This window comes from Dehalococcoidia bacterium, from assembly GCA_041649635.1.
GTDB lineage: Bacteria > Chloroflexota > Dehalococcoidia > E44-bin15 > E44-bin15 > JAYEHL01.
In genome coordinates this window covers 524,189-548,810 of record JBAZMV010000001.1, presented here as the reverse complement: position 1 = coordinate 548,810, position 24,622 = coordinate 524,189, and the positions used below count along the sequence as shown (strand labels likewise).

Annotated in this window: 24 protein-coding genes; 23 read left to right on the top strand and 1 reads right to left on the bottom strand. The window is 52.1% G+C overall.

Annotated elements, in window-relative coordinates; all coding sequences use genetic code 11:
* Positions 1-124: 124 nt before the first annotated feature.
* The 5 genes from WC562_02645 to WC562_02625 all read left to right on the top strand — a co-directional run bounded on the left by WC562_02645 (position 125) and on the right by WC562_02625 (position 7,141).
* Positions 125-1,828, top strand: coding sequence for a TIGR04190 family B12-binding domain/radical SAM domain protein (locus WC562_02645; GenBank protein MFA5055057.1), 1,704 nt, complete (start codon positions 125-127; stop codon positions 1,826-1,828).
* 195 nt (positions 1,829-2,023) lie between these two features.
* Positions 2,024-5,407: an alpha/beta fold hydrolase gene (locus WC562_02640; GenBank protein ID MFA5055056.1), complete on the top strand. Its 3,384-nt coding sequence runs from the start codon at positions 2,024-2,026 to the stop codon at positions 5,405-5,407.
* 145 nt (positions 5,408-5,552) lie between these two features.
* Complete coding sequence (locus WC562_02635; GenBank protein ID MFA5055055.1) at positions 5,553-5,990, top strand: hypothetical protein; 438 nt, start codon at positions 5,553-5,555, stop codon at positions 5,988-5,990.
* Between the two features lie 224 nt (positions 5,991-6,214).
* Positions 6,215-6,790 carry a zinc-ribbon domain-containing protein gene (locus tag WC562_02630; GenBank protein ID MFA5055054.1) on the top strand — a complete coding sequence of 192 codons (576 nt, stop codon included), beginning with the start codon at positions 6,215-6,217 and terminating at the stop codon, positions 6,788-6,790.
* A 162-nt stretch (positions 6,791-6,952) separates the two neighbouring features.
* Positions 6,953-7,141, top strand: coding sequence for a 4Fe-4S binding protein (locus WC562_02625; GenBank protein ID MFA5055053.1), 189 nt, complete (start codon positions 6,953-6,955; stop codon positions 7,139-7,141).
* A gap of 14 nt (positions 7,142-7,155) precedes the next feature.
* Here the strand turns inward: WC562_02625 and WC562_02620 are convergent, their stop codons facing one another.
* Positions 7,156-8,820 (bottom strand): hypothetical protein, encoded by a 1,665-nt coding sequence (locus tag WC562_02620; GenBank protein MFA5055052.1) that lies wholly within the window; start codon positions 8,818-8,820, stop codon positions 7,156-7,158.
* A 223-nt stretch (positions 8,821-9,043) separates the two neighbouring features.
* Here WC562_02620 and WC562_02615 point away from each other — a divergent pair, with 223 nt between their 5' ends.
* The 18 genes from WC562_02615 (at position 9,044) to WC562_02530 (ending at position 24,588) form a co-directional block, all read left to right on the top strand.
* The gene (locus WC562_02615) at positions 9,044-9,292 is read left to right on the top strand and encodes a ribbon-helix-helix protein, CopG family (protein MFA5055051.1); all 249 of its coding nucleotides are present in this window, start codon (positions 9,044-9,046) and stop codon (positions 9,290-9,292) included.
* Positions 9,293-9,394: 102 nt separating this feature from the next.
* Positions 9,395-9,700 (top strand): HigA family addiction module antitoxin, encoded by a 306-nt coding sequence (locus tag WC562_02610; protein ID MFA5055050.1) that lies wholly within the window; start codon positions 9,395-9,397, stop codon positions 9,698-9,700.
* A 96-nt stretch (positions 9,701-9,796) separates the two neighbouring features.
* A complete protein-coding gene (locus WC562_02605; protein ID MFA5055049.1) occupies positions 9,797-11,872 on the top strand; it encodes an FAD-dependent oxidoreductase in 2,076 nt (691 codons plus the stop codon).
* A gap of 532 nt (positions 11,873-12,404) precedes the next feature.
* On the top strand, positions 12,405-13,487 hold the full coding sequence (gene asd, locus WC562_02600; GenBank protein ID MFA5055048.1) for an aspartate-semialdehyde dehydrogenase: 1,083 nt from the start codon (positions 12,405-12,407) through the stop codon (positions 13,485-13,487).
* A gap of 307 nt (positions 13,488-13,794) precedes the next feature.
* On the top strand, positions 13,795-14,154 hold the full coding sequence (locus WC562_02595) for a DUF3795 domain-containing protein (protein ID MFA5055047.1): 360 nt from the start codon (positions 13,795-13,797) through the stop codon (positions 14,152-14,154).
* Positions 14,155-14,172: 18 nt separating this feature from the next.
* Complete coding sequence (locus tag WC562_02590; protein ID MFA5055046.1) at positions 14,173-14,595, top strand: NUDIX domain-containing protein; 423 nt, start codon at positions 14,173-14,175, stop codon at positions 14,593-14,595.
* Positions 14,596-14,879: 284 nt separating this feature from the next.
* The gene (locus WC562_02585; protein ID MFA5055045.1) at positions 14,880-15,698 is read left to right on the top strand and encodes an NAD(+)/NADH kinase; all 819 of its coding nucleotides are present in this window, start codon (positions 14,880-14,882) and stop codon (positions 15,696-15,698) included.
* Entirely contained in the window at positions 15,695-16,153 is a 459-nt protein-coding gene (locus tag WC562_02580; protein ID MFA5055044.1) for an N-acetyltransferase, read from the top strand. Before WC562_02585 ends, WC562_02580 begins: the two co-directional genes overlap by 4 nt.
* Before the next feature lie 4 nt (positions 16,154-16,157).
* Positions 16,158-16,697, top strand: a complete 540-nt coding sequence (locus WC562_02575) for an NUDIX hydrolase (GenBank protein MFA5055043.1) — start codon at positions 16,158-16,160, stop codon at positions 16,695-16,697.
* The gene (locus WC562_02570; GenBank protein MFA5055042.1) at positions 16,694-17,911 is read left to right on the top strand and encodes a glycosyltransferase family 4 protein; all 1,218 of its coding nucleotides are present in this window, start codon (positions 16,694-16,696) and stop codon (positions 17,909-17,911) included. The genes WC562_02575 and WC562_02570 overlap by 4 nt, the downstream gene beginning before the upstream one ends.
* Entirely contained in the window at positions 17,912-18,643 is a 732-nt protein-coding gene (locus WC562_02565) for a class I SAM-dependent methyltransferase (GenBank protein MFA5055041.1), read from the top strand.
* A gap of 7 nt (positions 18,644-18,650) precedes the next feature.
* On the top strand, positions 18,651-19,925 hold the full coding sequence (locus tag WC562_02560; protein ID MFA5055040.1) for a glycosyltransferase family 4 protein: 1,275 nt from the start codon (positions 18,651-18,653) through the stop codon (positions 19,923-19,925).
* A gap of 103 nt (positions 19,926-20,028) precedes the next feature.
* Positions 20,029-20,280, top strand: a complete 252-nt coding sequence (locus tag WC562_02555) for a hypothetical protein (protein MFA5055039.1) — start codon at positions 20,029-20,031, stop codon at positions 20,278-20,280.
* A gap of 65 nt (positions 20,281-20,345) precedes the next feature.
* Entirely contained in the window at positions 20,346-21,488 is a 1,143-nt protein-coding gene (locus WC562_02550; GenBank protein ID MFA5055038.1) for a hypothetical protein, read from the top strand.
* 232 nt (positions 21,489-21,720) lie between these two features.
* Complete coding sequence (locus WC562_02545; GenBank protein MFA5055037.1) at positions 21,721-22,620, top strand: hypothetical protein; 900 nt, start codon at positions 21,721-21,723, stop codon at positions 22,618-22,620.
* Positions 22,621-22,654: 34 nt separating this feature from the next.
* Positions 22,655-23,554 (top strand): hypothetical protein, encoded by a 900-nt coding sequence (locus tag WC562_02540; protein ID MFA5055036.1) that lies wholly within the window; start codon positions 22,655-22,657, stop codon positions 23,552-23,554.
* 11 nt (positions 23,555-23,565) lie between these two features.
* A complete protein-coding gene (locus WC562_02535) occupies positions 23,566-24,033 on the top strand; it encodes a hypothetical protein (GenBank protein ID MFA5055035.1) in 468 nt (155 codons plus the stop codon).
* 39 nt (positions 24,034-24,072) lie between these two features.
* Positions 24,073-24,588 carry a hypothetical protein gene (locus tag WC562_02530; GenBank protein ID MFA5055034.1) on the top strand — a complete coding sequence of 172 codons (516 nt, stop codon included), beginning with the start codon at positions 24,073-24,075 and terminating at the stop codon, positions 24,586-24,588.
* Positions 24,589-24,622: the final 34 nt, after the last annotated feature.

Genomic DNA, 24,622 nt, shown 5'->3' with positions numbered 1-24,622 from the left:
CCTTCCGCGTATTCCTAGCGGGGCATCCTTCCATATGCCTCACTATCATGGAAGGACCGTGCCCCTGCCCTCCGTTGACCCCTCCATTCGTGTCGGTTATCATTAACCCGGAGGAAAAACGAACGTGCCCAAGACCGACCTGATACTGCTCCACGCGCCCAGCGTGTACGACTTCCGCAGGAAGACCATACTCTACGGCCCCACCAGCGACCAGGTGCCCTCCACTCCCGTCTTCGAGCTGTACCCTATCGGCATCGCCAGCATCGCGGAGTACCTGGAGCGCGCCGGCTACCGCGTGCGCATCGTGAACCTGGCCGTGCGCATGCTCCGGAGCGACAGGTTCGACGTCGAGAAGTTCATCGAAAAGCTTGATGCGCCCGTCTTCGGCATCGACCTGCACTGGATGGTGCACTGCCACGGCTCGATCGAGATCGCGCGCATCGTGAAGAAATACCACCCGCGTTCGAAGATAATGTTCGGCGGGCTGTCGTCATCGTACTTCCATCGCGAGCTGATGAACTACCCGGAGATCGACTACGTGGTGCGCGGCGACACCACCGAGGAGCCGGTGAAGCGCCTCATGGACTGCATCGTGAAGAAGGCCGACCCGTCCGATGTGCCCAACGTGACCTGGCGCGATAAATCGGGCGCGGTGCACGAGAACCCGCTCACCCACGCGCCGACCTCCCTCGACGATGTGTTCATCAGCCACTACGACAACGTCATCCGCTCCGTGATACGCTACCGCGACCTGGCCGGCTACCTGCCGTTCAAGCGCTGGCTGCAATACCCCATCACCGCCGTGCTCACCGTGCGCGGCTGCACGCAGAACTGCGTCATCTGCGGCGCCTCGCAGGCGGCCTTCCGCAACTGCTTCAAGCGCGAGCAGCCCGCCTATCGCACGCCCGAGGCCGTCGTCCGCGACGTGAAAAATATCGAGCGCTTCAGCAAGGGGCCCATATTCATCCTGGGCGACCTGCAGCAGCCCGGCGAGGACTACGCGTACAAAGTGCTCGACCTTCTCGATAAGCATCGCCCGAAGAATCAGATCATCATGGAATTATTCAACCCCGCGCCGAAGAAACTGCTCCAGCGCATGGGCGAGGTCTGTCCCGGCTTCTGTCTTGAATGGTCGCCGGAATCGCACGACCCGGAGCTGAGGAAAGCCTGCGGCCGCAACTTCGGCGACGCCGATTTCGAGGACACGGTGCAGTGGGCGCTTGAGGCCGGGTGCAGCCGCATGGACATCTTCTACATGCTGGGCATCCCCAAACAGGACCGCGCCTCCTTCATGTCCACCGTCGATTACTGCGCCCACCTCTGGGACAGGTTCAACGATAAACGATTGCTATTGTTCACCGCGCCGATATCTCCCTTCCTCGATCCCGGCAGCCTGGCCTTCGAACACGCCGACAGCTTCGGCTATCGATTATTGTGCAAGACCGTGGAGGAGCACCGCCAGGCCATCACCAAGCCGAGCTGGAAGTACCACCTGAACTACGAGACGCGCTGGCTTCCGCGCGACGATATCGTCTCCACTGCCTACGACGCCGAAGAAGCTATGAACCGATTAAAAGAGAAGCACGGCATCATCCCCAAAGCGCAGGCCGATGCGACGGCGAAAAGATTGTTCCTCGGGCGCGAGATGCTGGAGCTTATAGACGACATCATGTTCAGCGGCGACGACGGCCGCCTGGCCGAGCTTAAACCCACGGTGGATAAAGTGAACATGTCCCTCGCCGGCGGCAAGACCGAGCTTGAGCTGCCCACGGCCTTGATGACGCTGAGGCCGCTGAGTACGATTAAGAGTCTGCTGACGAGGCGATAGTATATTCCCATCGTTTGTTAATGGCAAATTCTACCATCGGCGAGTATTAACGAACAAATCACCCGCTCTTATACTCCAATGATACCTTTGACATGACCTTTAATTAATGTTATCATTAGCCTCATAACAACCAACTAATAGACTTATATGGGTAGTTTATAAAAAATCTAACAAATGTGAATCAAGGAGGCTAGAGTGATTAAAAAGTTACTGTTTTCAATAGTCGCATTAGCAATAATGCTAAGTGCAATAACATTGGTGTTTGTTGCACCCATCATCGCGACTGATAATGCAACTACTACAATACAGGATGTACACTGGTGGTCGAATGTAAGCGATATCACACCTGATACCGAATTCTTACTTAATCCTGATGGCAATTTACTTTTCAACTCAAATAGCTTAACGCTCAGTGAGGCTTCTGATGCAGTGGGGTTAATAATACCGGCAATAAAAGATACTGCTATTGGATACTGTGCGAATTGGGGGCCTGATGCGAATAATGGCAACGCGATAAGTTTTGTGGCATGGAACAATAGCCCTACCGCAGACTTAAACTCTTTAATTGAATTTAGTCTGGAATCTATACCTGCAGATGCGGAGATATACTTTGCAAATTTAGCACTATATGCTTTCAATTTCGATGGTTCCTCTGATATACCGGTAGGCGTATATAAGCAGTTGCATACTGACTGGGAAGAATTGCAGACTACTTACAATGTATACAAAACGGGGTCCAACTGGATAACCCAGGGTGGCGATTATGTAACCTCTAATCCTGCAGGGGCGGTAATGATGGTTCCCTCTGATTCCCAGGGGTTTGTGCAATGGGATATTATCGATATCGTCAATGATTCTAGAGACAGAGGTATACCGGTTGAATTACTAGTTAAAGCTATTGTGCATGGTAATGCTCATAGTGACGCCGGTTTTTGCAGTAAGGAATATTACAAAGACACTTGGCTACAACCAAAGCTACTAATAGGGTACACGATTCCTAGCTCTCCAACGCCAACGCCCACACCCACTCCAGCCCCAACAACACCGGTAATTCTGGTACATGGATGGGCCTCATCTCCTAGTGAATGGGAGGACATGATTGCATTTCTAGAAGGAAATGGCTATGAGAGAGATGTAAACTTGTTTGCCATTGATTTGAATCCACATGGTATTGCATGGGGACCCATTAATTGGTACGCAGGTGACCTCGCCGCTTTCATTTCTGAGAAAGCTGGCGCAAACAAGGTAGACCTGGTTTGTCATTCCATGGGGGGATTGGTATCAAGGTGGTATACACGCTTTGGCTATAGTAATAATGTCAGAAACCTTATTATGATAGGTACTCCGAATCATGGAACTCCATTAGCTGCGCTTGGTGCGGACATACTTGGACCGTTAGGAATAATTGCAGGGGGCGTTGCCGGCGCACAAATGATACCCTATAGTCCATTCCTAAACGAGTTAAATTATGGTAATCCGTTGTTTTATTCTGGAATTGACATAGTAAATCCCGCAGTTCATCATGAGACTATCGCTGGGACAGTCGGCTGGTGGTATACTTGGTTATTCTTTTTGTGGAATACTAACGATGGTGTTGTAGCAGAGGAAAGTGTGCGACTGGATGGAGTAAATCTTCAAGAGGTACCCTATAATCATACTGCTCAAATTAATGAAGACGAAACGTTCCAGATGGTGCTGAATATATTGCAGGGTGACACTGCATATGCTTCTGCCGCGGTTCAGCAGAGTTCAGTGCTCGTGCAAGCTGAGCATGATAATAGCATCCCTCAACAAACCGCCGTTCAACTAGCCCCTATGATTTCAGGCAAGATCTTTTCTGTCGAGCAGAAATCGCATGAAATCCTGATTAGCGCTACATCAAATGCAACCTTTGCCCTAGCTTGGCTCTCCGGCGATCTCGACCTGACCTTGACCACTCCCAGTGGCACTACGATCGACCCATCCGGTGCTGAAGACAACGCAAACATTTCCCACTATCAGGATGGCAATACTACAATCGAGGGATATACCATTTTAAATCCTGAGATTGGAATATGGCAAGTTAATATAGCTGCGGTAAACGTATCAGCGGAAGGCGAAGATTATACGGTTCTGACTTTCCTCGAAACCACTTTACAGCTTTCTAGCAACCTCGCGAAGTACCAGTATGATCCGGGAGAACAGATCAGCATAGTGGCTGAACTAAAGAACGATGGCACGCCACTGACCGGGGCGTCGGTTAGCACGGAGATACAGAGGCCCGAAGAATCGGTTGAGAGTCTTGCTTTGTATGACGATGGTCTTCATGGTGATGGGGAAGCTAACGACGGGATATACGCCAACGCCTATGCTAATACAACAACATCTGGAATGTATAAAATCACTATATTTGCCAACGGGATGGACAATGGAATTGAATTCGCCAGACAGTCTATTGCTGTTATCTGGGTAGAGTACTACCCAGATTTAACTCTTGAATCCTCGGATATAAGCTTCTCTGATGATGTGCTAGTCTCAGGTGAAAACGTGACGATATCGGCAATGGTCAGCAATATAGGAGAAGCAAATGCGGTCAATGCTTCCATATTCTTCTTTGATGGAGAACCTGCGGATGATGTGTTAATAGGTGAAGATGTAATAGATGTTAATGCCGGTAAAACGGCTAACGTCTCTGTCTCGTGGGACATTACAGCGGGCCAGCATGAAATCCACGTTGTAGTAAGCCCATTTAATGGTTTTTTAGAGAAAGACTATACGAATAACGAGGGTTTCAAAACAGTCGATGTTTATAATCTGACCATATTTTCCTCTAATGGAGGCATAGTTGCAACACCAGGTATCGGAAACTACAGCTACATTGCTGGGGAGAGTGTAGCCTTAGCAGCAATTCCTAACGATTACTATAAGTTCGTCAACTGGACAGGCGATACGGAGACAATCGCAGATATAAATGCTGACTCTACTATAATAATTATGAATGGTAATTGCTCTATACAAGCCAACTTTGTGGCAAATCCCGCAACATACACCTTCGCCAGTGGCGGTGGTGTGAATAAGTGGTGCTGGGAAGGCGATATATATCTTACAAAGTGGCTCTCGGGTCATCCTTACAGCCCGGGTGACTTTGCAAATTCATACGGATACGCTGCGGGTGGCACTGAGGCATATTCAGCAGTCAGTTCGTCGGACAATGTGCGGTGGAGATCAGATATCTCACGTTGCTTAGGATGTTGTGCATTCGACCGAAACGCCGAACTGTTCATATTCAATGTTGCGGAAGACCCGGCGACTATCTCAAATATCCAGGTCAAATGGGAAGGGCACGGTACCATGGGAGAAACGATTTACTATACTACTGAAAAGATTTGGAAATCGTCTAGCAATACATGGGTTACGCTTAATAACCAGAGAAATGTAACCGGGGATGTAACATGGACAAATAATATTGCTAGTGACTGCGCTGATTATATAGATGCCTCAGGAAACCTGAGTATTCTCTTAGCGGCTCAGAGGAGCGGGCTCCCTTGGAACTGTGGTATCTGGACAGACTATCTGGAGGTAACTATCATTCACAAATAGGGAATCAAGGGTTGCGGCATATAGAAATCTCACATAGACAAAACATTTAGAGGGTTAGTTGTTTTTATACAATTGGATGGGGAAGTATGATTGTTGTCATCTCGCCATCCTCTAGATATCATACTACTAAAAGGGTGAATAAGATATGCAAATAAAAGAACCGATAATGAAAATAAAACTACCCCTCAAGACTAAGATTGCGGTGTGGTGGCTGGCTGTATGTGGGATGGCTGTAGTATTAATCTTGATAATAGGAATACTAACTGCGGTAGAGGGTTCTTACGGCGCTGCATTTAATCTAGCTCTTATTATCATGATACCTGCAATTGTAGTGATGACTATATTGATTGTTCTTCCGATTATTGCTCTTCGTATGAAAAGTAAATGGAGTTGGATAGTAGCTGTAGTTCTACTATCCGTCTATGTGACAGGCGATATTGTCTGGCTGCTTTCCGATTTATCAAATGCCGACTTATTAGCACCCGGCATTATTATGCTTGTTCCCTTGCTTCTCATAATTCTGGACAGAAGGAGCTACTTCGAAATGGTGCGGCAGTGGAAATTAGAGAAAAATGTTGGATAAATCTAAACTCATGACCAAAATCTTGAGTTGATCACATGCTTAGTGACACTGCAGCCATTGAGAAGAGTTCCAGGTGCGTCCTACATCTGCCTATTGCGTAGGCCAAGCAGGTGAAGGCAACGTAATTGACAATCATTAGCTTTAATAATAAAGCATTATCAAATTACTAATGCTATCCTTATGCTATAAGGAACTACTCTCAGTTTATAAAGGAGCTTTAGAGAATGTCATACTGTACTAGTTGTGGTAAGCAGATTGAAGAAGGGACTACATCATGCCCAAGCTGTGGTCATCTGGTTAGCCTCGACCATTTGAGCAATTCTACTCCCAAAGCTTCATCAGACAGTTCTGAAGCCGGAGGTGTTGTAGCTGACCAGCAATTGGCAGTTAGAAGAGGCTTGAGGTGGAGATCAATCTTTCTGGGTGCTTCTATTATAGTAGCATTAACATTCGTAGGTGTTGTTGGAATAGGTGTAATGGTTGCTGTCTCAGGTAACAATGATAAAACGGTGTCTTTGGTTCAGGTTGGTATAGCATTTATATGTTCTGTTATTGGAGGATTAGTTGTCGGATTTGGTGTAGGTTATAGAGGGGCGTTGCACGGACTGATATCGACATTAATCGCTGATATATTTATTGTAATCTATACCCTCATCGGGATGTTAAGTACAGGGGTTAGTGCTAGTTGGGTTATTATTGCTTTGATAGCTGAATTGTTAGTCTTACCAGGATTTGGTGCTCTGGGTGGTTTTCTAGGAGAACGGTTGCGGAATCGTAAATCATCTCTTATTAGGCATTGATAGGAAAAACTGCTTCGAAATGGTGCGGCAGCGGGAATTAGACAAAAATGTTGGTTAAATATAAACTCATGACCCTTGCGCCCGCTGAATTTGTGACTTAAGTCATTCCGCCATACCCTCCACATTGCTATCATTAGCTCATATTTAAAGGAGCTACCTAAAATGAACAGGACAGTAGTCATAGACGAGAGCCTCTGCACCGCCTGCGGCACCTGCGTGGCCATGTGCCCCAAGAAGATTTTATACATCGACAAGGCGGATAACGTCTGCCGGGTCACGGACGAAACCAGATGCGACAGGCTGGGTGGCTGCGAGCGCAAGTGTGAAGCCGGGGCGATTACGATTAATTGATTATGCGTGTCTCACTATTCGGCAGCCTCCGCAACAATAGCATGTGTGACTACGCTCTCCAGGCCGATGTCGTTCGTGACTCTTAGCTCAAAATTATAGCTTTGTCCGCATACGGCGCTCAGCGAGGCTGACCCTTCGTACAGTGTTTCAGATATAGTCCCTGAATCGTGCAATACCTGGCCGTTTGCTTTCAGCATAACGTTGGTCACCGGATACTCGCCGGCGGTTAGGTCCTGCCCGTAGAAGTCGGCGGAAATGGTGCAGCTCACGCATTGCTCGTCCATATAGGCGCACTCGGTATAGATGTACAGATAGCCGTACAGGACTTCTTCGGGTTCGGGAGGGACAAAGGTAGGCGTGGCTGTCGCGACAGCCTGTGTTGGTGTGGATGTAGGCGTGACATGAGGCGCCCCGTCTTCTCCTCCTGCGTCCGGCGGCACAACTTCGATCGCAAGCGAGGAGGTTGTTGTCCGCTGCCACCTATCGGTCAGTGAGGCGATTATGTTGTATGTTCCCGGATCGAGTGGGTCGCCTGTTTCGCTCTCGGCGTACCATGTGTAATAGAGCCCCGTGTCGTCTAAAGGAACGACGTAGCCTCCGTCACAGCTTATATTGCCTTCCATATCATGACTTGCGGTGGATGAGATTTTTAGCGCTATCGCCGCTTCTCCTCCGCTGGGGACTATGGGGTCGGGGATTTCAAGTTCGTATATGGTAGGGTCGAGCGGAAATGGTATATTGTCGAAGTCTTCGTACTCCTCGATCCAGTATTTACCGTCGCTTCCCGAGTACCAGCCTTTCTTCCAGAGCTCGAACCAGATTTGATGTTGAATCAGCGACGGTTGCCAGTAACGGCCGATTTTACCGTCACCGTCATCATCGTATTCCTCGGGAAAACCGTCGTTCTGAGGCTCAACGGCTATGTCACCGTTCTCAACATCATCTATGACCACATCTACAATGGCATGCCCTTTTACCTCTGAAGATTCATCCATCCACCATACAAGCTTTATGCGGACCTGGAAACCCCTGGCCTCCAGGGCGTCCTCCAGTTCGCGCGCAAAATCGTCGCAGTCATGCAGATGAGGTATGTATCGTTTTTTGTCTGTATTATCCTCTTGCAGCGCTCTGTACAATTCCACGAGTTCTTTGCCCACTGTCTTGTCCGACAGAAGAACCGTTTCATAATCCACGAACTCGAAGATGAGGTACCGCCCGTCGTTGCCTTCACCGGTGGCGATTAGATTGTCGAAGGCGTCATCTATCTCTTCGTAGGTCTGGTTGGTCAACGTCTCCACCGTGCCGTCCCCGTCGCCGTCGTAGTCCGTAGTCACTATCAGGTCGGTTCCGGCATCGATCAGAGAGAAGCTGTCATCCGTGTAGGACACTTTCAGCAAAGGCACCCAGGTCAGTTCGTCATCATACTGGAGGATAACAAGGAAGCTGACGTTGTAGTCCATCTCCTCCAGGTTGTCTTCCAGATCGCGGGCGTAGTGTTCTTCCTCATACGTATCTTCCGAGTAAGGGTTACTGTAGGTTTCATCGTCCAGCAATATTTCCAGGAGGGCTGCTTCCATCTGGTTCAGGGGGGCCGTCTGTTCCCCGCCGCCGCTGCAGGCAAGAGGCGCTACTACCAGAAAAACTATGATTAGAATCGCGAGAATTCTGACAACTCTCATGGGTCCCCCTTTAAGAAAATATGAGGTGGTAATACTTTAATGCGGCGATGGTGGTGTGTCAACCTCGGCGGCTGCGAGCGCAAATGCACGGCGGGGGCGATAAGGGTTAACTGAGTTCCGTCTTAATAAAATTACACAAATTTTTCAACAAAACAAAAAACCGTATTGACAAACCAAACTCAAAGGAATATCCTAATCGCCCCAAGGGAGGAGGTGACGCGTCATGGTTAAATTCACAGTAACAATATCGCTGGAAATGGATGCCTACATAGCAATCGGAGAGCTTGCCGAAAGGATGAGGATGTCCAAGAGCGAGGTTATGGAAGTGGCGGCTAGTGAGTTCATACAGAATCACAAAGGCAGGAAGCCCGCCGAATCCCCGGAAGCGGAATACGAAGATCTATCCGATATTGAAATCGAATCCGTCGAAACCAGGTCTCACTCTTTCGGCAGCAAGCTATTAGCGAGCTGATCCCGGTGATCTCCCCCTATTGACCTCATCCGCCGCATAACGTTTAATATGTATCGAACGCATTTTATATTTGGCTGGCAACGTAAGAGACCGAGATAACCTATGAAGGCAAAAAAATTAACGCCCATCCATCCCGGCGAGGTCCTGCTGGAAGAATTCCTGAACCCGATGGGCATAAGCCAGTACCGGCTGGCCAAAGAGATAAACGTGCCGCCGCGCCGTATCAACGAGATCGTGCACGGCGTCAGGGCTGTCACGGCCGATACGGCATTGCGCCTGTCGCGCTACTTCGGCACATCCGAGCGGTTCTGGCTTAACCTGCAAACGCGCTACGACATCGAAAAGGAGAAAGACCGCCTCGGCGATGCGCTGGACAAAGAAGTCCATGCTCTGGCAACGGCAAAGTAGCCGCTTCGGATAATAACACCCCTATTGACCTCATCCGCCGCATACGGTTACCATATCAAGTGCGATTCAGCCTACGACCGGCAACGGAGGAGATATATGGCTCAGCTTAAACACCTCTTTTCACCCATAAAGATCGGCAACCTGGAACTTAAAAACAGGATAGTCATGACCTGCGCCAACGCCTCGGGTGGGGGTGGCGAGCACGTGCTGCAGTACTACGCCGAGCGGGCGCACGGGGGAGCCGGGCTGCTCATAGTGGGCGGGATGTACACCTACGATACCGGGACGGCCAAGACCTTCTACGGGGGCAGAAAAGATGTCACGCCGGAGGAGGAGCAGGCCATACGCGAGTTCGCGCTCTACGGCGAGGAGCTGCTGCCGTTCCTTAAAAAGTTCACCGATACCATGCACGAGGGTGGGGCCAGGGTCTGCGCCCAGCTTCTCATGACCTACGAGTGGAAGAAGGACTGGAAGAAGCACAAGGACGCGCCCACGGAGCTGGTCAGCGCGTCGGACGGGTACAAGCCGGCGCGGCTGGGCGTGGCGCGCGCGGTGACGGCCAAGGAGATAAAGCAGATAATCGGCGAGTACGGGGACGCCGCGCTCATCGCAAAGAAGGCCGGGTTCGATGCCATCGAGATACACGCGGGCATAGGCTATTTCCTCAACCAATTCCTCTCGCCTTACACCAACAAGCGCGACGACAAGTACGGCGGGGCGCCGGAGAACCGCATGCGTATCCTCATGGAGATCATCGAGGACTGCAAGAAGAAGGCCGGAGACGACTATCCCATCATCGTGCGCATATCGGCGGAGGATTTCATGGAGGGCGGTAACAAGCTCGAGGATACGAAGCCGCTGGCGTTCGAGCTGGAGAAGGCCGGGGTCGCGGCCATCGATGTGGAGACCGGCTGGCACGAGTCGTCCACGCCCATGGTGCAGCAGTGGGTCAAACCGGGGCAGTACGTCTATCTGGCCGAGGAGATAAAGAAGGTGGTCAAGGTGCCCGTGATGACGGCCTACCGCATCTGGGACCCCAGACACGCCGATAGCATCCTCGCCGAGGGCAAAGCCGATCTTGTGGGAATGGCGCGCGCCCTCGTCGCCGATCCGGATTTGCCCAACAAGGCGCAGAGAGACCAGCTTTTTGACATCAACTACTGTATCGCCTGCTGCCGCTGTCTCGATACAGCTATAAGCCACGAATGCCCCTCCTGCGCCGTTAACGCGCGTGTCGGGCGCGAGGCTGTTTACCAGATAAAGATAGCGAGGGAAGTGAAGAAGGTTCTCGTTATCGGCGGGGGGCCCGCCGGCATGGAGGCGGCGCGGGTCGCGGCGCAGCGCGGCCACTCGGTGACGCTGTGCGACCGCAACCACCGGCTGGGCGGGGCGCTGCTGCTGGCCCAGGTGCTGAACCCGGAGCTGCCCAAGTTCCTGAACTACATGGTGCGCCAGGTGAGAACATTGCCCATGGAGATCAGGCTCGACAGGGAGGTCGACGCCAAGTATGTCGATAAACAGAAGCCGGACGTCGTGATCATCGCCACGGGAGGCGTTCCTCCAAAGGTCGATATCCCGGGAGCCGACCTGCCCAACGTGCTCACCAGCCATGACATGCTCGAAGCCATGAGGCGCGCTCCCAGGAAGGGCGGAGTCTCAAACAGGGCGATGTGGGTCTTCGGCTCGCGCGCCCTGCGCAGCATGAACGACCCGGAGAAACTGAGGGAGGCGCTTAAGCTGCCCTTCCCATTCAAGAAAAACGTCGTCATCATCGGCGGCGGATTCGCCGGGTGCGAGTTGGCCGACACGCTGGCCGAGCTGGGCAAGAACGTAACGATACTGGAGAAGTCGAAAAAATTGGGCTACGACATCGGCATCACCACGCGCTGGGTTGTTCTCATGCGGCTGTGGGGATTCAAGGTGCAGATGGAGAAGAACGTAAAAGTCGTCGAGATCACAAAGAAGGGCGTTACGGCTACCATCGAGGGCAAGGAGAAATTCTTCGAGGCCGGCACCGTGGTGCTGACCTTGCCGCTGGCCACAGATGACACGCTGGCGAAGGATATCGAGGCCAAGGGTTACAATGTGATTCGCGTGGGCGATTGCGCTGCCAGCGGCGGCCGTATCATGGAGGCCGTAGCCGCCGGATTTAAAGCTGGGTATGAGATATAGACCCTCACCCTGACCCTCTCCCCGTCTAGTAAGTAGCGAGTAGCGTGTAGGGGCGAGGTTCCCTCGCCCGGCATGGATTCCGGTTTTCACCGGAATGACGGGGACGAACTCCCCCTGTCCCCCTTTTTAATCAAAGAGGGGGTAGCTATAGTTAACGAGATTCTTCGCTGCACTCAGAATGACAGATCGAGAAGTGGTACCTCGATGAATCGGGGACGGTCCTTCCATGATATTAAGATGTATGGAAGGATAGGGGTGTCCCTCATATGTAGGGGCAGGTCTTGTGCCTGCCCGCTGTGGGCGACCACAAGGGTCGCCCCTACCCGATGGCCAACGTGTGGGGGATTTAGGGGGTTCGGACTGCTATCGGCCGGCGACAACTCCCACATCTGCCGTAGGAAAACACTTTCCGACTATTGATTTATATGATATAATCATGCTCGCATGGAGGTCGACAGGGCGGGGCTAAAAAATGAGACGCCCCGCTGCGAGCGCCCTCCGGTTTTCATTTAAAGGAAAGTGGTGAAAGGAAATGGAACGGATTAAAGTAGGGGTTCTGGGAGCCACCGGGATGGTGGGACAGAACTACCTGAGACTGCTGGAAAATCATCCCTGGTTCGAGGTCGCGTATGTTGCGGCTTCCCCCAGGTCGGCGGGAAAGACGTACGCTGAAGCGGTGGAGGGCCGGTGGGTCCTCGAAGAGCCCATGCCGGAGGCGGTGAAGAAATTAATCGTCGGTGACGCCAACATTATCGATTCTGCCAGGGGCAAGTGCGAGATGGTCTTCTCCGCCATCGAGGCCGATAAGGATACTATACGCAGGCTCGAGGAGGAGTACGCCAAGGCCGATTTCCCCGTAGTATCGAACAACTCGGCGCACAGGTTCACCCCGGATGTGCCCATGATCATACCCGAGGTCAACTGGGAGCATGCCAAGGTCATCGAAGCCCAGCGCAAGCAGAGGGGTTGGAGCAAGGGTTTGATCGCCGTAAAGCCCAACTGCAGCGTGCAGAGCTATGTAACCCCGCTCCACGCCCTGCAGCAGGCGGGCTACCCCATCGCCGAGGCCATAATCAGCACGATGCAGGCGGTCTCGGGCGCCGGGTTCCCGGGCGTCGCTTCGCTTAAGATCATAGACAACGTGATACCGTACATCGGCGGCGAGGAGGAGAAGTCAGAAAAGGAGCCGCTCAAGATATTCGGCAAGGTCGCGGACGGCAAGATCGTATCGTCGGACTCGATGAAGATATCGGCGCACTGCAACCGTGTGCCTGTCATCGACGGGCATATGGCCTGCGTCAGCATCAAGTTCGCGGGCAAGGCACCCTCGGTCAAGGATGTAGTCGGTATCTGGAAAGACTACACCAGCGAGCCGCAGAAGCTGAAGCTGCCCTTCGCTCCGGTACCGGCGATAATCGTCCGCGAGGAGCAGGACCGGCCGCAGACCAGGTGGGACCGCGATGCCTGCCGGGGTATGGGTGTGAGCGTGGGGCGCGTGCGGCCGTGCAACGTCTTCGATATCCGCTTTGTGGGGCTGTCCCACAACACGGTGCGGGGAGCCGCCGGCGGCGCCATACTTATGGCCGAGCTGCTCAAGGCTCAGGGCTACTTCTAGCTATAACATCGATCGATAAAGTTTAACGGGGGACAGCGATGTCCCCCGTTTTTGTTTGTCCTCACCCTGACCCTCTCCCTGCGGAGGGAGAGGGAAGAAAAATTTTGGGAAACACCCCCTTACCCCCTCTTCTAAAAAGAGGGGGAACTTTAACGAACTCACCCCGGAGCCCCTCTCTTTCTGAAAGAGAGGGAGCCTGACGACATCCTCATCCTTTACAAAAGGGGGCCTAAGGGGGATTGGGATAGCAGGAGGTTGAAGTTCCATCGCATGACTGACAAAGGTTATAATATATCGGGACATTACGATGAGTATTGAAGAGATCGGGAGCTGCGGCGCTTACTGCAAAACGTGCATGCAGTGGCAAAGAGACAAGTATCCCAACGAACGGACATGCCTTGGCTGCAAACTGGGATACGGCAGCGGCGGTCGTGATATCTCCAAGGCAAAGTGTAAGATCAAGGTCTGTTGCATGGGGAAGGGCTATTACTCCTGTGCCGATTGCTCCGAGTATGACTCTTGCGAAACGCTGCAGGGTTTCTTTGCCAAGAACGGCTACAAATATCGCAAATACAAAGAAGCGCTGGAGTATATCAGGGCGAACGGCTACGATAAGTTTCTCGCTGTCGCCGAAGGGTGGAAACGTGCGCATGGCAGATATAAATAAAACGGGTCGGGAGTGGAATTGAGCGAGATAATACTGGCGGTCGGAGCGGTGATCGAGGACAAAGACGGTCGGATACTGCTCGTCAAACACAGGACGGAGCGCAAGGGCTACTGGCAGGGGAAGTGGATCTGCCCGGGGGGAAGGCTGGAGTTGGGGGAGACGCTGGAGGAGGGGGCCAGGCGCGAGGTCAAGGAGGAGACCGGCCTCGATGTCGAGCTCGGCATTCAGATTCCGGCCTTTGAGCGCATCGTGCGCGAGGGGGCAAAAGTCGCATTGCATGTAGTATATATCGATTTCATAGCGAGGGTCGCCGGAGGCGAGTTCGCGCCAGCCAGCGATGTGGGGGAAGGTCGCTGGGTAACGCGAAGCGAGATGAGGGGGATGTGGGGGGAGCTTCATGAGGACACGCAGCGCCTCATGAAGCTGGCGGGGGTAGTTTGAGAGAGGTACAGGAGAGAGAAGTCTCTCCTGTCGGGGTTATAGGGGTGTCCCCTAACTTTTTTAAATTTCCCCCAAGAGTGGGGGATACAGGGGGTTGACGAGATTGCTTTGTCCTTCCTTTGTGAAGACTGCATGGAAGGGCTCGCAATGACAAGGAAGCGGCGGGCGCAGACTACGATTGCTTACTCTACATAAATCTCCGTTTAAACTTGACAGTAAGTAGCGGCGATGATAGACTTCCCCTTGCGACATAAGTTTTGAAATAATAATTGAAAGAGCGTTCATTGAAGCGCATAGGCATATTATATAACCCCAGAATACAGGCTGCCCGGGACTTCTCCGAGGAAACCGCAAAGTTCTTAGAAACGCTGAAATTATCGTGCTGGCAGTGTTCCTCGCAGGACGAATCTGAGATTTGTTCGCATATAGAGAAGTCGGAGATGGTCCTGTGTGTGGGCGGGGACGGCACCGTGCTCAGGACGGCGCGGATGGCGGCACCGTACTCTGTGCCTATAGTCGGCGTAAACCTGGGTAAGCTGGGGTTCCTTACCGAGTTGAAGATGGCCGAGGCTCGCGATCGCCTTCCCGCGCTGCTCAAGGGGGAGGGCTGGATCGACGAGCGTGCCATGATTCAGGTCGAGGTTGACGGGAATGCGGTCTTGCACGGGCTGAACGATGTCGTGGTGGGGCGTGGTTCAAGGCCGAGGGTTATTAGTGTGACGGTAATGATCGATCAGAATAAGTTTACGACATACAAATCCGACGGGGTGATCGTGTCCACGGCTACGGGAAGCACCGGGTACTCCCTGGCTCTGCACGGCCCGATACTGTATCCGCAGGCCCGGGAGATAGTGCTTAACCCGATATGTCCGCATCCGACATTCGATAACGCGCTTGTTCTTTCCCCGCAGTCCGTCATCGAGCTTAATGTGCGAACCGAGCATCAGGCGGTGCTCAGTGTTGACGGCCAGGTCGATATGGCTTTGGAGGGCGAGAAGACCGTCAAGGTATCTCTCAGTCCGTATGTTACGCGTTTGCTCAGGCTGCAATCGCGTAATTTCTTTTACAGCACACTGGTGGAGAGGCTGGTGCCGAAATCATGAAAATAGAGAAGGCCCGTATCAGCGACGTAAAGCAGATTCACAAGCTGGTGAACTCCCACGCGTCCAAGGGGGAGATGCTGCCGCGCGCCCTGAGCGAGCTATATGAAAATATCCGCGATTTCTTCGTCATAAGGCAGGACGATAAGGTTGTCGCCTGCGCATCGCTGCATATCTTCTGGGATGACCTGGGAGAGATAAGGGCTACCGCGGTGGCCAGCGACGCGCAGTCCAAAGGCCTTGGCTCAAAACTGGTCAAGGCGTGCATGGATGAGGCCGGGTCGCTGGGCCTGGGCAAGGTCTTCTGCCTGACATATCAGCCGGGCTTCTTTGAGAAGTGCGGCTTCCACGTCGTCGACAAGGCGGAGCTTCCGCAGAAGGTCTGGGGCGAGTGCATGCGCTGTCCCAAATTCCCCGATTGCGATGAAATCGCGCTGATATGCAATTTGGATGTGTAGGGTCATGGAGGAGCAGACGCTGGCAACGGAAAAAATATTCGAGGGACGCCGCATCAACCTGCGCGTCGACAGGGTAGTTCTGCCCAGCGGCAGGGAGACAACGCGCGAGATAGCTGGATATCCCAACAGCGTCGGCATCGTGGCCATTGATGAAGATGAGAATGTGATTCTGGTGCGCCAGTACCGCCACGCTGTAGCCAAAACGCTGCTGGAGATACCGGCGGGTGGCATGGAGGACGGGGAGGATCCGGTACAGAGCGCACTGAGGGAGCTTGAAGAGGAGACCGGGTTCACCGCTGAAACGATCGAGCAGATAGGCGGTGCCTATGCGGCGCCGGGCTATTCCACGGAGTTCCTCTATCTGTATCTGGCCACCGGGCTCAAGCCCGGGCTCAGCCGCAACGATGAGGATGAGGAAATCGAGGTCGTTACAGTGCCGCTGAAGGATATACCTCAGATGATAAAATCCGGAGAGTTATGCGACGGCAAGAGCATTATAGGCTTGCTGACGCTGCTGCTGTATCGCGGAGGGTGCGAGAGTTGAAGATCTGCCTCCTCTGCAACCGGGGCAACATGTTCTGCGGCGGGCAGGGGGTTTACCTTTACTACCTGTCGCGGGAGCTGCACCGGCTGGGGCACGAGGTTCATGCTATCGTCGGGCCGCCGTATCCGCAGCTCGCGGAGGGCGTGGTCGAGCACCGCGTCGAAAATCTAAACCTCTTCGAGTTCGGTTTCCCCAAGCACGACCCTTTCAAAATTTTCACCCCTCTCAATCTCTATGATGTCGCCGTGACGCGTGTAGGCAAGTTCCCCGAGATGTTCACCTTCAGCTTCCGTTCGTATGACAAGCTGCGCCGGATAATGAGCGAGAATAAATTTGACATAATACACGACAACCAGACTTTAGGCTACGGTAATATACTTATGAAGTCGCTCGGCGTTCCCGTTGTGGCTACCATCCATCACCCGCTGCCCATCGATAAGAAGACCGACCTGCCTTATATCCACAGCATACAGGGCCGTTTGCGCAGGATACTTTTCTATCCCTTCTTCATGCAGCACCTCTCGGCGGCGGCTATGGACCGCGTCATAACGGTGTCCGATAATGCGGCCAGGGAGATAAACAATTCGTTCAAGGTTCCGCATAAAAAGATGCGCGTGGTCTATAACGGCATCGATACGGATGCTTTCCGTCCGCTGGAGGGTGTCCAGAAGGAGAAGGGGCGCATCATCGTCGTGGCCAATACGTCGGATCGCAAGAAGGGCGTGCTCTACCTCCTGCGCGCCGTGCGCGACCTGCGCAAGGAGATGGATGTCAAACTGACCATCGTCGACCGCGGGCGGCCGGATAACGAGTATACGCCGGCGCTGGCCGAGCGCTGCGGCCTTAACGGCAGCGTGGAGTTCACCGGCAGGCTGAGCACCGAGGATCTGGTAAAACAGTACAACCGGGCCGAGGTCGCGGTCATCCCCTCGCTGTACGAAGGGTTCGGTTTGCCGGCGGCCGAGGCCATGTCCTGCGGAGTGCCCGTCGTCTCCACTACGGCCGGGGCGCTGGCGGAGGTCGTGGATGAGGCGAGCGGCATACTCGTGCCTCCGGGCGATCATACGGCTATAGCCGAAGCGGTGAGGCGGCTGTTGAGCGACGACGACCTGCGCCGGCGCATGGGTGTGGTGGGGCGCGACCGGGTGCTCCGGATGTTCAGCTGGGAGGAAGCCGCCAGGAAGACGCTCGATGTGTACCGGGAGGTCATGTAATTGCTCACCGTTAACTACGAGATATTCAAGATAAAAGAGGGCGACAAGTTCCTCGACGTCGGCTGCGGCGAGGGCCGCCACAGCTTCGAGGCCTCGTCTCGTTTGAACCACGGCGGCGACGGCGGGCTGGTGTGCTCCCTGGATCTCGATAACCTCAGTTTGAGGAAGGCCCACTATGTACTGAACTACATGGAGTCGCAGAACGATGGAACTAAGAACTGGCTGGTGCTCATGGGCGACTCGCTGCGTTTGCCCTTCCGCGACGCCAGCTTCGATAAGATCATCTGTTCCGAGGTCATGGAACACGTGCCGGACCCCGACCAGGGCATCGCCGAGATGGTGCGCGTGCTGAAGCCGGGCGGCCTGATGGCTGTCACCGTCCCGACCTATGTACCGGAGAAGATATGCTGGATGATCGATGAGGATTATTACAACCGTCCCGGCTGCCACGTGAGGATATTCACTACGAAGAAGCTCGTTGCGATACTACGCCGCCACAACCTCAGGGTCTACGGGATACGTTTCGAGCATGCCTTCCATTCAACGTACTGGATTATGAGGTGCTGTTTCGGTCTGATGAACGAGAAGGCCAGAATACCGGCCATGTACCGCAAGCACCTTCTCGACCGGCAGATCATCACCAGGTCCAAATTCGCCGCGGGCATGGAGCGCATTTTTAATTTCATACATCCCAAGAGCATAGTCGTTTATACCGTAAAACCCAAGGAGTGAGCCGAATTTGAAGATATGCCTTCTTTGCTATCGAGGTAACAAATACTGCGGCGGGCAGGGCATTTATCTTTATTACCTGGCCCGAGCGCTTCAGCAGCTGGGGCACGAGGTTGATCTCATCGTCGGGCCGCCGTATCCCGATGTCCCCGAGGGCGTTCGTGTGCACAAGCTGGACAGCCTGAACCTCTACGACCGCCGCCACGACGGCCGGTCATTGTTTGAGTACAACCGTCCGTTCGATCTGATGACCCCGTTCAACCTGTTCGAGTTCGGCGGTACGAAGCTGGGCATGTTCCCGGAGATATTTACATTCAGCCTCAAGGCCTATATGAAGATCCGCGAGCTGGCACTGAGCGGGCATCGCTACGATGTAATCCATGATAACCAGTGCCTTGCTTACGGGCTGCTGTGGATGAAAACGCTGGGCATACCGGTCGTTGCCACCATACACCACCCCCTGCCCATAGACACCCGCGCCGAACTGGCCCAGACCACCAGCGCCTGGCAGAGGTTCCGCCAGCTAATCTTGTACCCGCCGTTCATGCAGGGCTTCGTATCGCGGCGACTGGATGCGGTCATCACAGATTCCGAGAGTTCCTCCGAAGAGATCCGCCGCGAGTTCCGTATAGCCGACGATAAGCTGCATATCGCGTACTGCGGCGTGGATACACAGATATTCCGCAACGGCAACGGCCATCACGCAAAGGACAGGAACGGTCACGGGCGTCTCATCGTTGTGGGACGCACCAGCGATCGCAAAAAAGGCATCCTTTTCCTGCTAAAAGCGCTGCACATACTAAAGGGCCTTGGCGTCAAGGTCAAGCTGACCGTTGTCGATGAGGTTGAACTCAACGAGACCTACGCTCCCGATCTGATTAAGAAATTCGATATCGAGGATATGGTGACGTTCACCGGCAGGGTGACTAACGATGAACTGGTAGAGCATTACTCGTTATCCGATATCGCTATCACCGCGTCCGTTTACGAAGGCTTCGGGCTTCCCGCGGCCGAGGCCATGTCCTGCAGCATTCCCGTTATTACCACAAACGCTGGCGCACTGCCCGAGGTCGTGGGCCGGGACGGCAGCTGCGGCGTGCTGGTCCCGCCCGAGGACCCGGACGCCCTGGCCGATGCCATCAAGCGACTGCTGGCCGACGCCGACCTGCGCCGGAAGCTGGCGGTCGGCGGCAGGAAGCGCATTGAGGAGCGCTTCACATGGGAGGCCTGCGCCAGACGGTGCGTAGAGGTCTATGAAAGCGTCATAGCGGCGCGTAAGCGATAGACGAATAATTGGTCAGATGATATCATAGGCCTCAGACGTTTGAGGCTTTTTGTTTTCTAGCATAGGGAACATTCGAATCGGTTAACTGGAAATGATGTCGATATTGGAATCAAAAGGTAAACCGGACAATGAGACGATAGTATCGGAACATGGCTGCGGGGAGTCCGATTATTCCGCTCCCGCGAGGGCGTTGCGCTGGATTGTTATCCGTTTCTTTAAGATAGTCGAAGTCATCATTAAACTGTTCGGCGCGATTTATTACGGGGTCAAGACTATAGCCGTATTGTTGTTTCACTACTTTATTTGGCCTCATCCAATCTATCTTGGAAGGCACATGTTCAGAAGGCGAAGGTAGCTTTACATTGCGTTTACCGGTTTAATGATAATTTTGTCGATGAGTAAGAGATTGGAGACATGTGGATGATGAATAAGATTCCTTTTCTGGCTATTATCCTGGGCGTAGTGCTGGTTATCATCGCCGTCGTTCTGCCATCCGGTTCCGGTGATACAGAGTTCGTCCGATTAGCGAATATGGTGCCGGAGGAACTGGGCGAGTTCACTTTCATCGATGTCCGCGCGCTTCAATCCGACGAAGCCATGTCTTCGACATGGGAATGGTTCCAGGAGCAGTTCGTCGGGCAGGAGATCTACGGCGAAAACATCAGCAATGTAACGGGTTTCGGCATAGCGGGCAGCGAGTACAGAATCAGGGTGTATTCCGGCAACTTCAACACTTCCCGGATGGTACCGGCCATCGAGGAGACAAGCATCGAGTCGCTACAGTACGAGGGTATAACCATATGGACCGACATGTATTCATACAGCACCGCTATTATAGACGGCGAGGTCTTCATTGGAAGCCGCGATGACGTGCAACTTTGTATCGATGTGTCGAAGGGAGAAGCTGCTTCGCTTTATGGCAACAAAGATGTGCAGGATGTATTCGGCCGCCTGCCCGACGGCTACATCTTTGTAGTGGCAGGGGGCGAATCCCTGTCGGAGACCTACGATTTCCTGGCGGCGGGGGTTGTGGAGTACGTAAGCGGCGGTAATATCTCCAACGTTACGATATTCAAGTTCGAAGATTCAGACGCGGCCCAGGACTACGTAACCCGTATAAGCCCGACATTGCCGGAAAACACTCAGGTTAAACAGGACAGCCGGTATGTGACCATCACCAGCACATCCGAAATTCCGAGCCCTGAGGAGGAAGCGTACAATTCCATATATGATGAGCTGGACTATGCGGTTTACGCGTATTATTACGATCACGATGGCATGATCCCTACGATTAACGGCACAGTGAATATAAGCGGCTATGATGTCCAGATACTGGATATCTGCGCCCTGCGGGTCACCGCGGAGGGCGGGTTCAACGAGGTGCCGGAAGGCGTTGCCGCCATCGACGGCCCGGATAACGACAATTGCGATTCGGGTTGCACGGGCTGTTCGGCAGAGAGTCACTATGTGTGGGCGGTTGATGATTACGGCATCTATTCCGTTTGCGTCGGCGAGGATTGCGATGCCAACGGTGAGGACGGCTTCCAGGGCGTGTGGCCGTAGAGCCGTTATTCCTTGTGATTATTAAGGCGGCGTAAAGCATGGGGGCACGTTATGACGTGCCCCTTTTACATTTCACCGGTTCAGCATATCAACGGAGTCTATATTTATTGCTAGCTTGGGCTATTAAGCTATACCCTGAAGAATCATGTCATTCTAGTTTATGAGTCTCGATTAGTGTAGAATGAATGGCATACAAACTATGTATTTTTGAATCCGGATGAGCGTTGTCGAGATGAATTCCAAGATCGGTTTATTCGATGGGGTATCGCGGCCCGTAACCCGATGGCTGGCTGCTGTCATTATACTGACGGGAGTTGGGCTGTATTGTCTGAATCTTTTAACTATTCCATTGATCTGTATAATACCGATGCAATTCTATGTTATCGTATTCTTAGGCGGTTTAGTATCGGCCATTATTTGTGCAGTGGCATTGTTGGCGGTTACTACGGGGCGTAGGGATACGGGCAACGGTATCGGCTCTCCTCTTCGGAAGTTAAATAGAAGCGATTTATCTGACAGCAAGGCAAAACTGGCTCGTCGATCATATTATGCCGGTATGATATCGGCATTGGTATGCTTGATACCCCTCGGAATGTTTTTCTCGGTGTTTTGCTGGCCTATAATTTTTTTAGGAATGCTGTGCGGCCCTCTGGGCGTGTTTCTGGGGGTGTTAGTATTGCTCAAGGTCACTCTGGAGCAAAGATCAAGGGGGCGCGATATGTATGTGTATCAGCCATTAACCGTGTTTAATATGTGGTGGCTGGTTATTGCAGGAATAATCGGTATGGCGATAGCTACACCTATGGTCGGCGCGTCTGTCGAGATGACGGGCGATGTCGGAGGTGTGGGATTCGACCCGACGTCAAGCATGACCGCGGTAGTAATGGTGGGTGTTTTGTACATCTTTCCGGCCTTCCTGATGGCGTTGAAAAAGAGATGGGCATGGCTTCTATCTGCGCTGATTATGCTGGCTGAGCTTTTATTGTTTTCCCTGTTTTATGCCAACGGCTTTTTCGAGTTTGAACCGATTTCTTCTAAATACTCTTTCGGTTTCATTCTTTATCTAGTGCCGATTGTACTTGTTGTGGCGGAGTTGGCAAGGCATCGGAATTCTGTCGTGAGGATTAGATAGCAGTCGCGGCTTAGGGCTGTGAGTGAGATTAGATATGAGTGAAGAACAAAAATCTGCTATAGTGCAAAATAATAATGAACTGCCTCTAAAAACAATTATTGCTGCGACGATGATGCTGGTTTATGGTGCTAATGCCACGGCAACCGTATTATATGGCCACGTATTTTTCTTGAGTTTGGATATCTTTCCTACCATACTCATATTGGTATTTTCACTGTTGTTTGTCTTGCGTAAAACAAGTTCGATGTGGTGGGGGTGTGTGGTCTCCTTGGCTATTAATGTATTCCAGACTTTATTCTATGCAGTGATTTCTTGGTGGGGTTGGTGGGATTGGGACCGAATAGGGATTGCGACTGTTTTTTCTCTATGGCTCATATTGGCCCTGTTTCTGTTATTGAGCAATATGAAACAATACTTTAAGTATGCTGATAAAACACGGGGGGCTAAGCCTGTAGAATGGACAAGACGGCGCTACCTGGCTCCGGTAGCAATAGTTATAGGTGTCTTTCTTCTTGGAGCTGTTGGACTTACCTTTATTTGGTATGTTAACTCACGTGATGAAGGCTGTGGTGGATGTAGGGCCTACAATACAGTTAGCGATGAACTAAAAAATGCAGTCGCCCAATACGCATCAGATCGCAACGGCTCGCTCCCTATTTTGAGCGGTACTTACATAAATGCCGACTGCTTAAATTGTCCCGTAATCAATATCAGCGCTTTACTAACTGCCAACGGAGGTCTGCTTGCTGAAGTACCACAAAGTTGCAACCTGAGCACCAGCGGCAACGACAACTGCAGAGGGGACACCAACCTGGGATGCAGTAATGAAGGCAGTTACATCTGGATTGCCGACACTTACGGAAATGTATTTTCGTATTGTGCCGGAGCGGAATGTACCACCAATAACTCCGGCTATCAGGATGTATGGCCATAAGGCGGTGCGGTGTGAAAGAAGAATATAAAGTGCGCAGGATAAAAGCTACTCTCCCTCTAAAAACCAAGATAGCCCTGTGGTGGATATTTGTTGTTGGAACGATCATGGTTTTGCTTTTAGCGTTTTACTTTCGCCTAGTGTTAGTCCCTGTGTTATTTAGCCAAGAGATACTTCTGGTATTAATTGTGTTAGTTGCTGGCATTCTCATTTGTGGAAAGAATAAGAATGCGTGGGTATACACTGTAGCAATGCTGTCTATAGAAATAATCTTTTTCTTACTTTTACTGATCGCTTATACTACAACTGCTAGATATTCCTACTACTATCATTCCTTTAGTTACATCTATCATATCTGTTGTGTCTTGCATATGCTTATCCCTCTTATCTTTATCATCCTCGACAGAAAGAACTACTTTGAAATGGTACGTCAGCTTGAATTATCTAAGAAAGATAATGAAAAGGCGAAAAGTGTAGAATAATGACGGCTTCCAGGGCGTGTGGCCGTGATGGGGTGAAATATGAGTGAAGAGCAAGAAAAACCCAGACATACGTGGCATAAGCAAGCCATTTTTCAGTGGTTTTTTGTCGTATTAGTTCTTTGCGTTATAGCTGGTATTATTGTTATGGGAGTAGGCGGGCAGTATGGCCCATTTTATTCACCTAACTGCAACGGGGCCGTCTGGGTTATCGAGTCTGATATTATCTATTATTCTGCCTATCATAATGGCTCGATGCCTGTCTTGAATGGCAGTTATTCAAATGCCAACTGTAGTTCCTGCCACGTCATAAATATGAGTGCCGTCCTTAGTTGCGGCAGTCTATGGGCTGTTCCTGAGGATACTTGGCAAGGACCTGGTGCTGATGATGATAATTGTGATTCACAGGATGGGGCTATCACGGGATGTTCGGCTAGTAATAACTATATCTGGATAGTTGATGCTAACGGGAGTGTATACTCCTATTGCATAGGTATTGATTGTCAAACCAATAACTCTGGTTACCAGGGTTTATTGCCGTGGATGATGTGTGACTAGGCTTATGAAGAAGCTATTGCTGGGAGGATAGACT

Bases quoted from the DNA above. Each gene is read 5' to 3' on its own strand.
- WC562_02635 (MFA5055055.1), top strand. From the start codon at position 5,553: ATGCAAATAAAAGAACCGATAATGAAAATAAAACTACCCCTCAAGACT.
- WC562_02630 (MFA5055054.1), top strand. From the start codon at position 6,215: ATGTCATACTGTACTAGTTGTGGTAAGCAGATTGAAGAAGGGACTACA.
- WC562_02625 (MFA5055053.1), top strand. From the start codon at position 6,953: ATGAACAGGACAGTAGTCATAGACGAGAGCCTCTGCACCGCCTGCGGC.
- WC562_02620 (MFA5055052.1), bottom strand. From the start codon at position 8,820: ATGAGAGTTGTCAGAATTCTCGCGATTCTAATCATAGTTTTTCTGGTA.
- WC562_02615 (MFA5055051.1), top strand. From the start codon at position 9,044: ATGGTTAAATTCACAGTAACAATATCGCTGGAAATGGATGCCTACATA.
- WC562_02610 (MFA5055050.1), top strand. From the start codon at position 9,395: ATGAAGGCAAAAAAATTAACGCCCATCCATCCCGGCGAGGTCCTGCTG.
- WC562_02605 (MFA5055049.1), top strand. From the start codon at position 9,797: ATGGCTCAGCTTAAACACCTCTTTTCACCCATAAAGATCGGCAACCTG.
- asd (MFA5055048.1), top strand. From the start codon at position 12,405: ATGGAACGGATTAAAGTAGGGGTTCTGGGAGCCACCGGGATGGTGGGA.
- WC562_02595 (MFA5055047.1), top strand. From the start codon at position 13,795: ATGAGTATTGAAGAGATCGGGAGCTGCGGCGCTTACTGCAAAACGTGC.
- WC562_02580 (MFA5055044.1), top strand. From the start codon at position 15,695: ATGAAAATAGAGAAGGCCCGTATCAGCGACGTAAAGCAGATTCACAAG.
- WC562_02575 (MFA5055043.1), top strand. From the start codon at position 16,158: ATGGAGGAGCAGACGCTGGCAACGGAAAAAATATTCGAGGGACGCCGC.
- WC562_02550 (MFA5055038.1), top strand. From the start codon at position 20,346: ATGATGAATAAGATTCCTTTTCTGGCTATTATCCTGGGCGTAGTGCTG.
- WC562_02545 (MFA5055037.1), top strand. From the start codon at position 21,721: ATGAATTCCAAGATCGGTTTATTCGATGGGGTATCGCGGCCCGTAACC.
- WC562_02540 (MFA5055036.1), top strand. From the start codon at position 22,655: ATGAGTGAAGAACAAAAATCTGCTATAGTGCAAAATAATAATGAACTG.
- WC562_02530 (MFA5055034.1), top strand. From the start codon at position 24,073: ATGAGTGAAGAGCAAGAAAAACCCAGACATACGTGGCATAAGCAAGCC.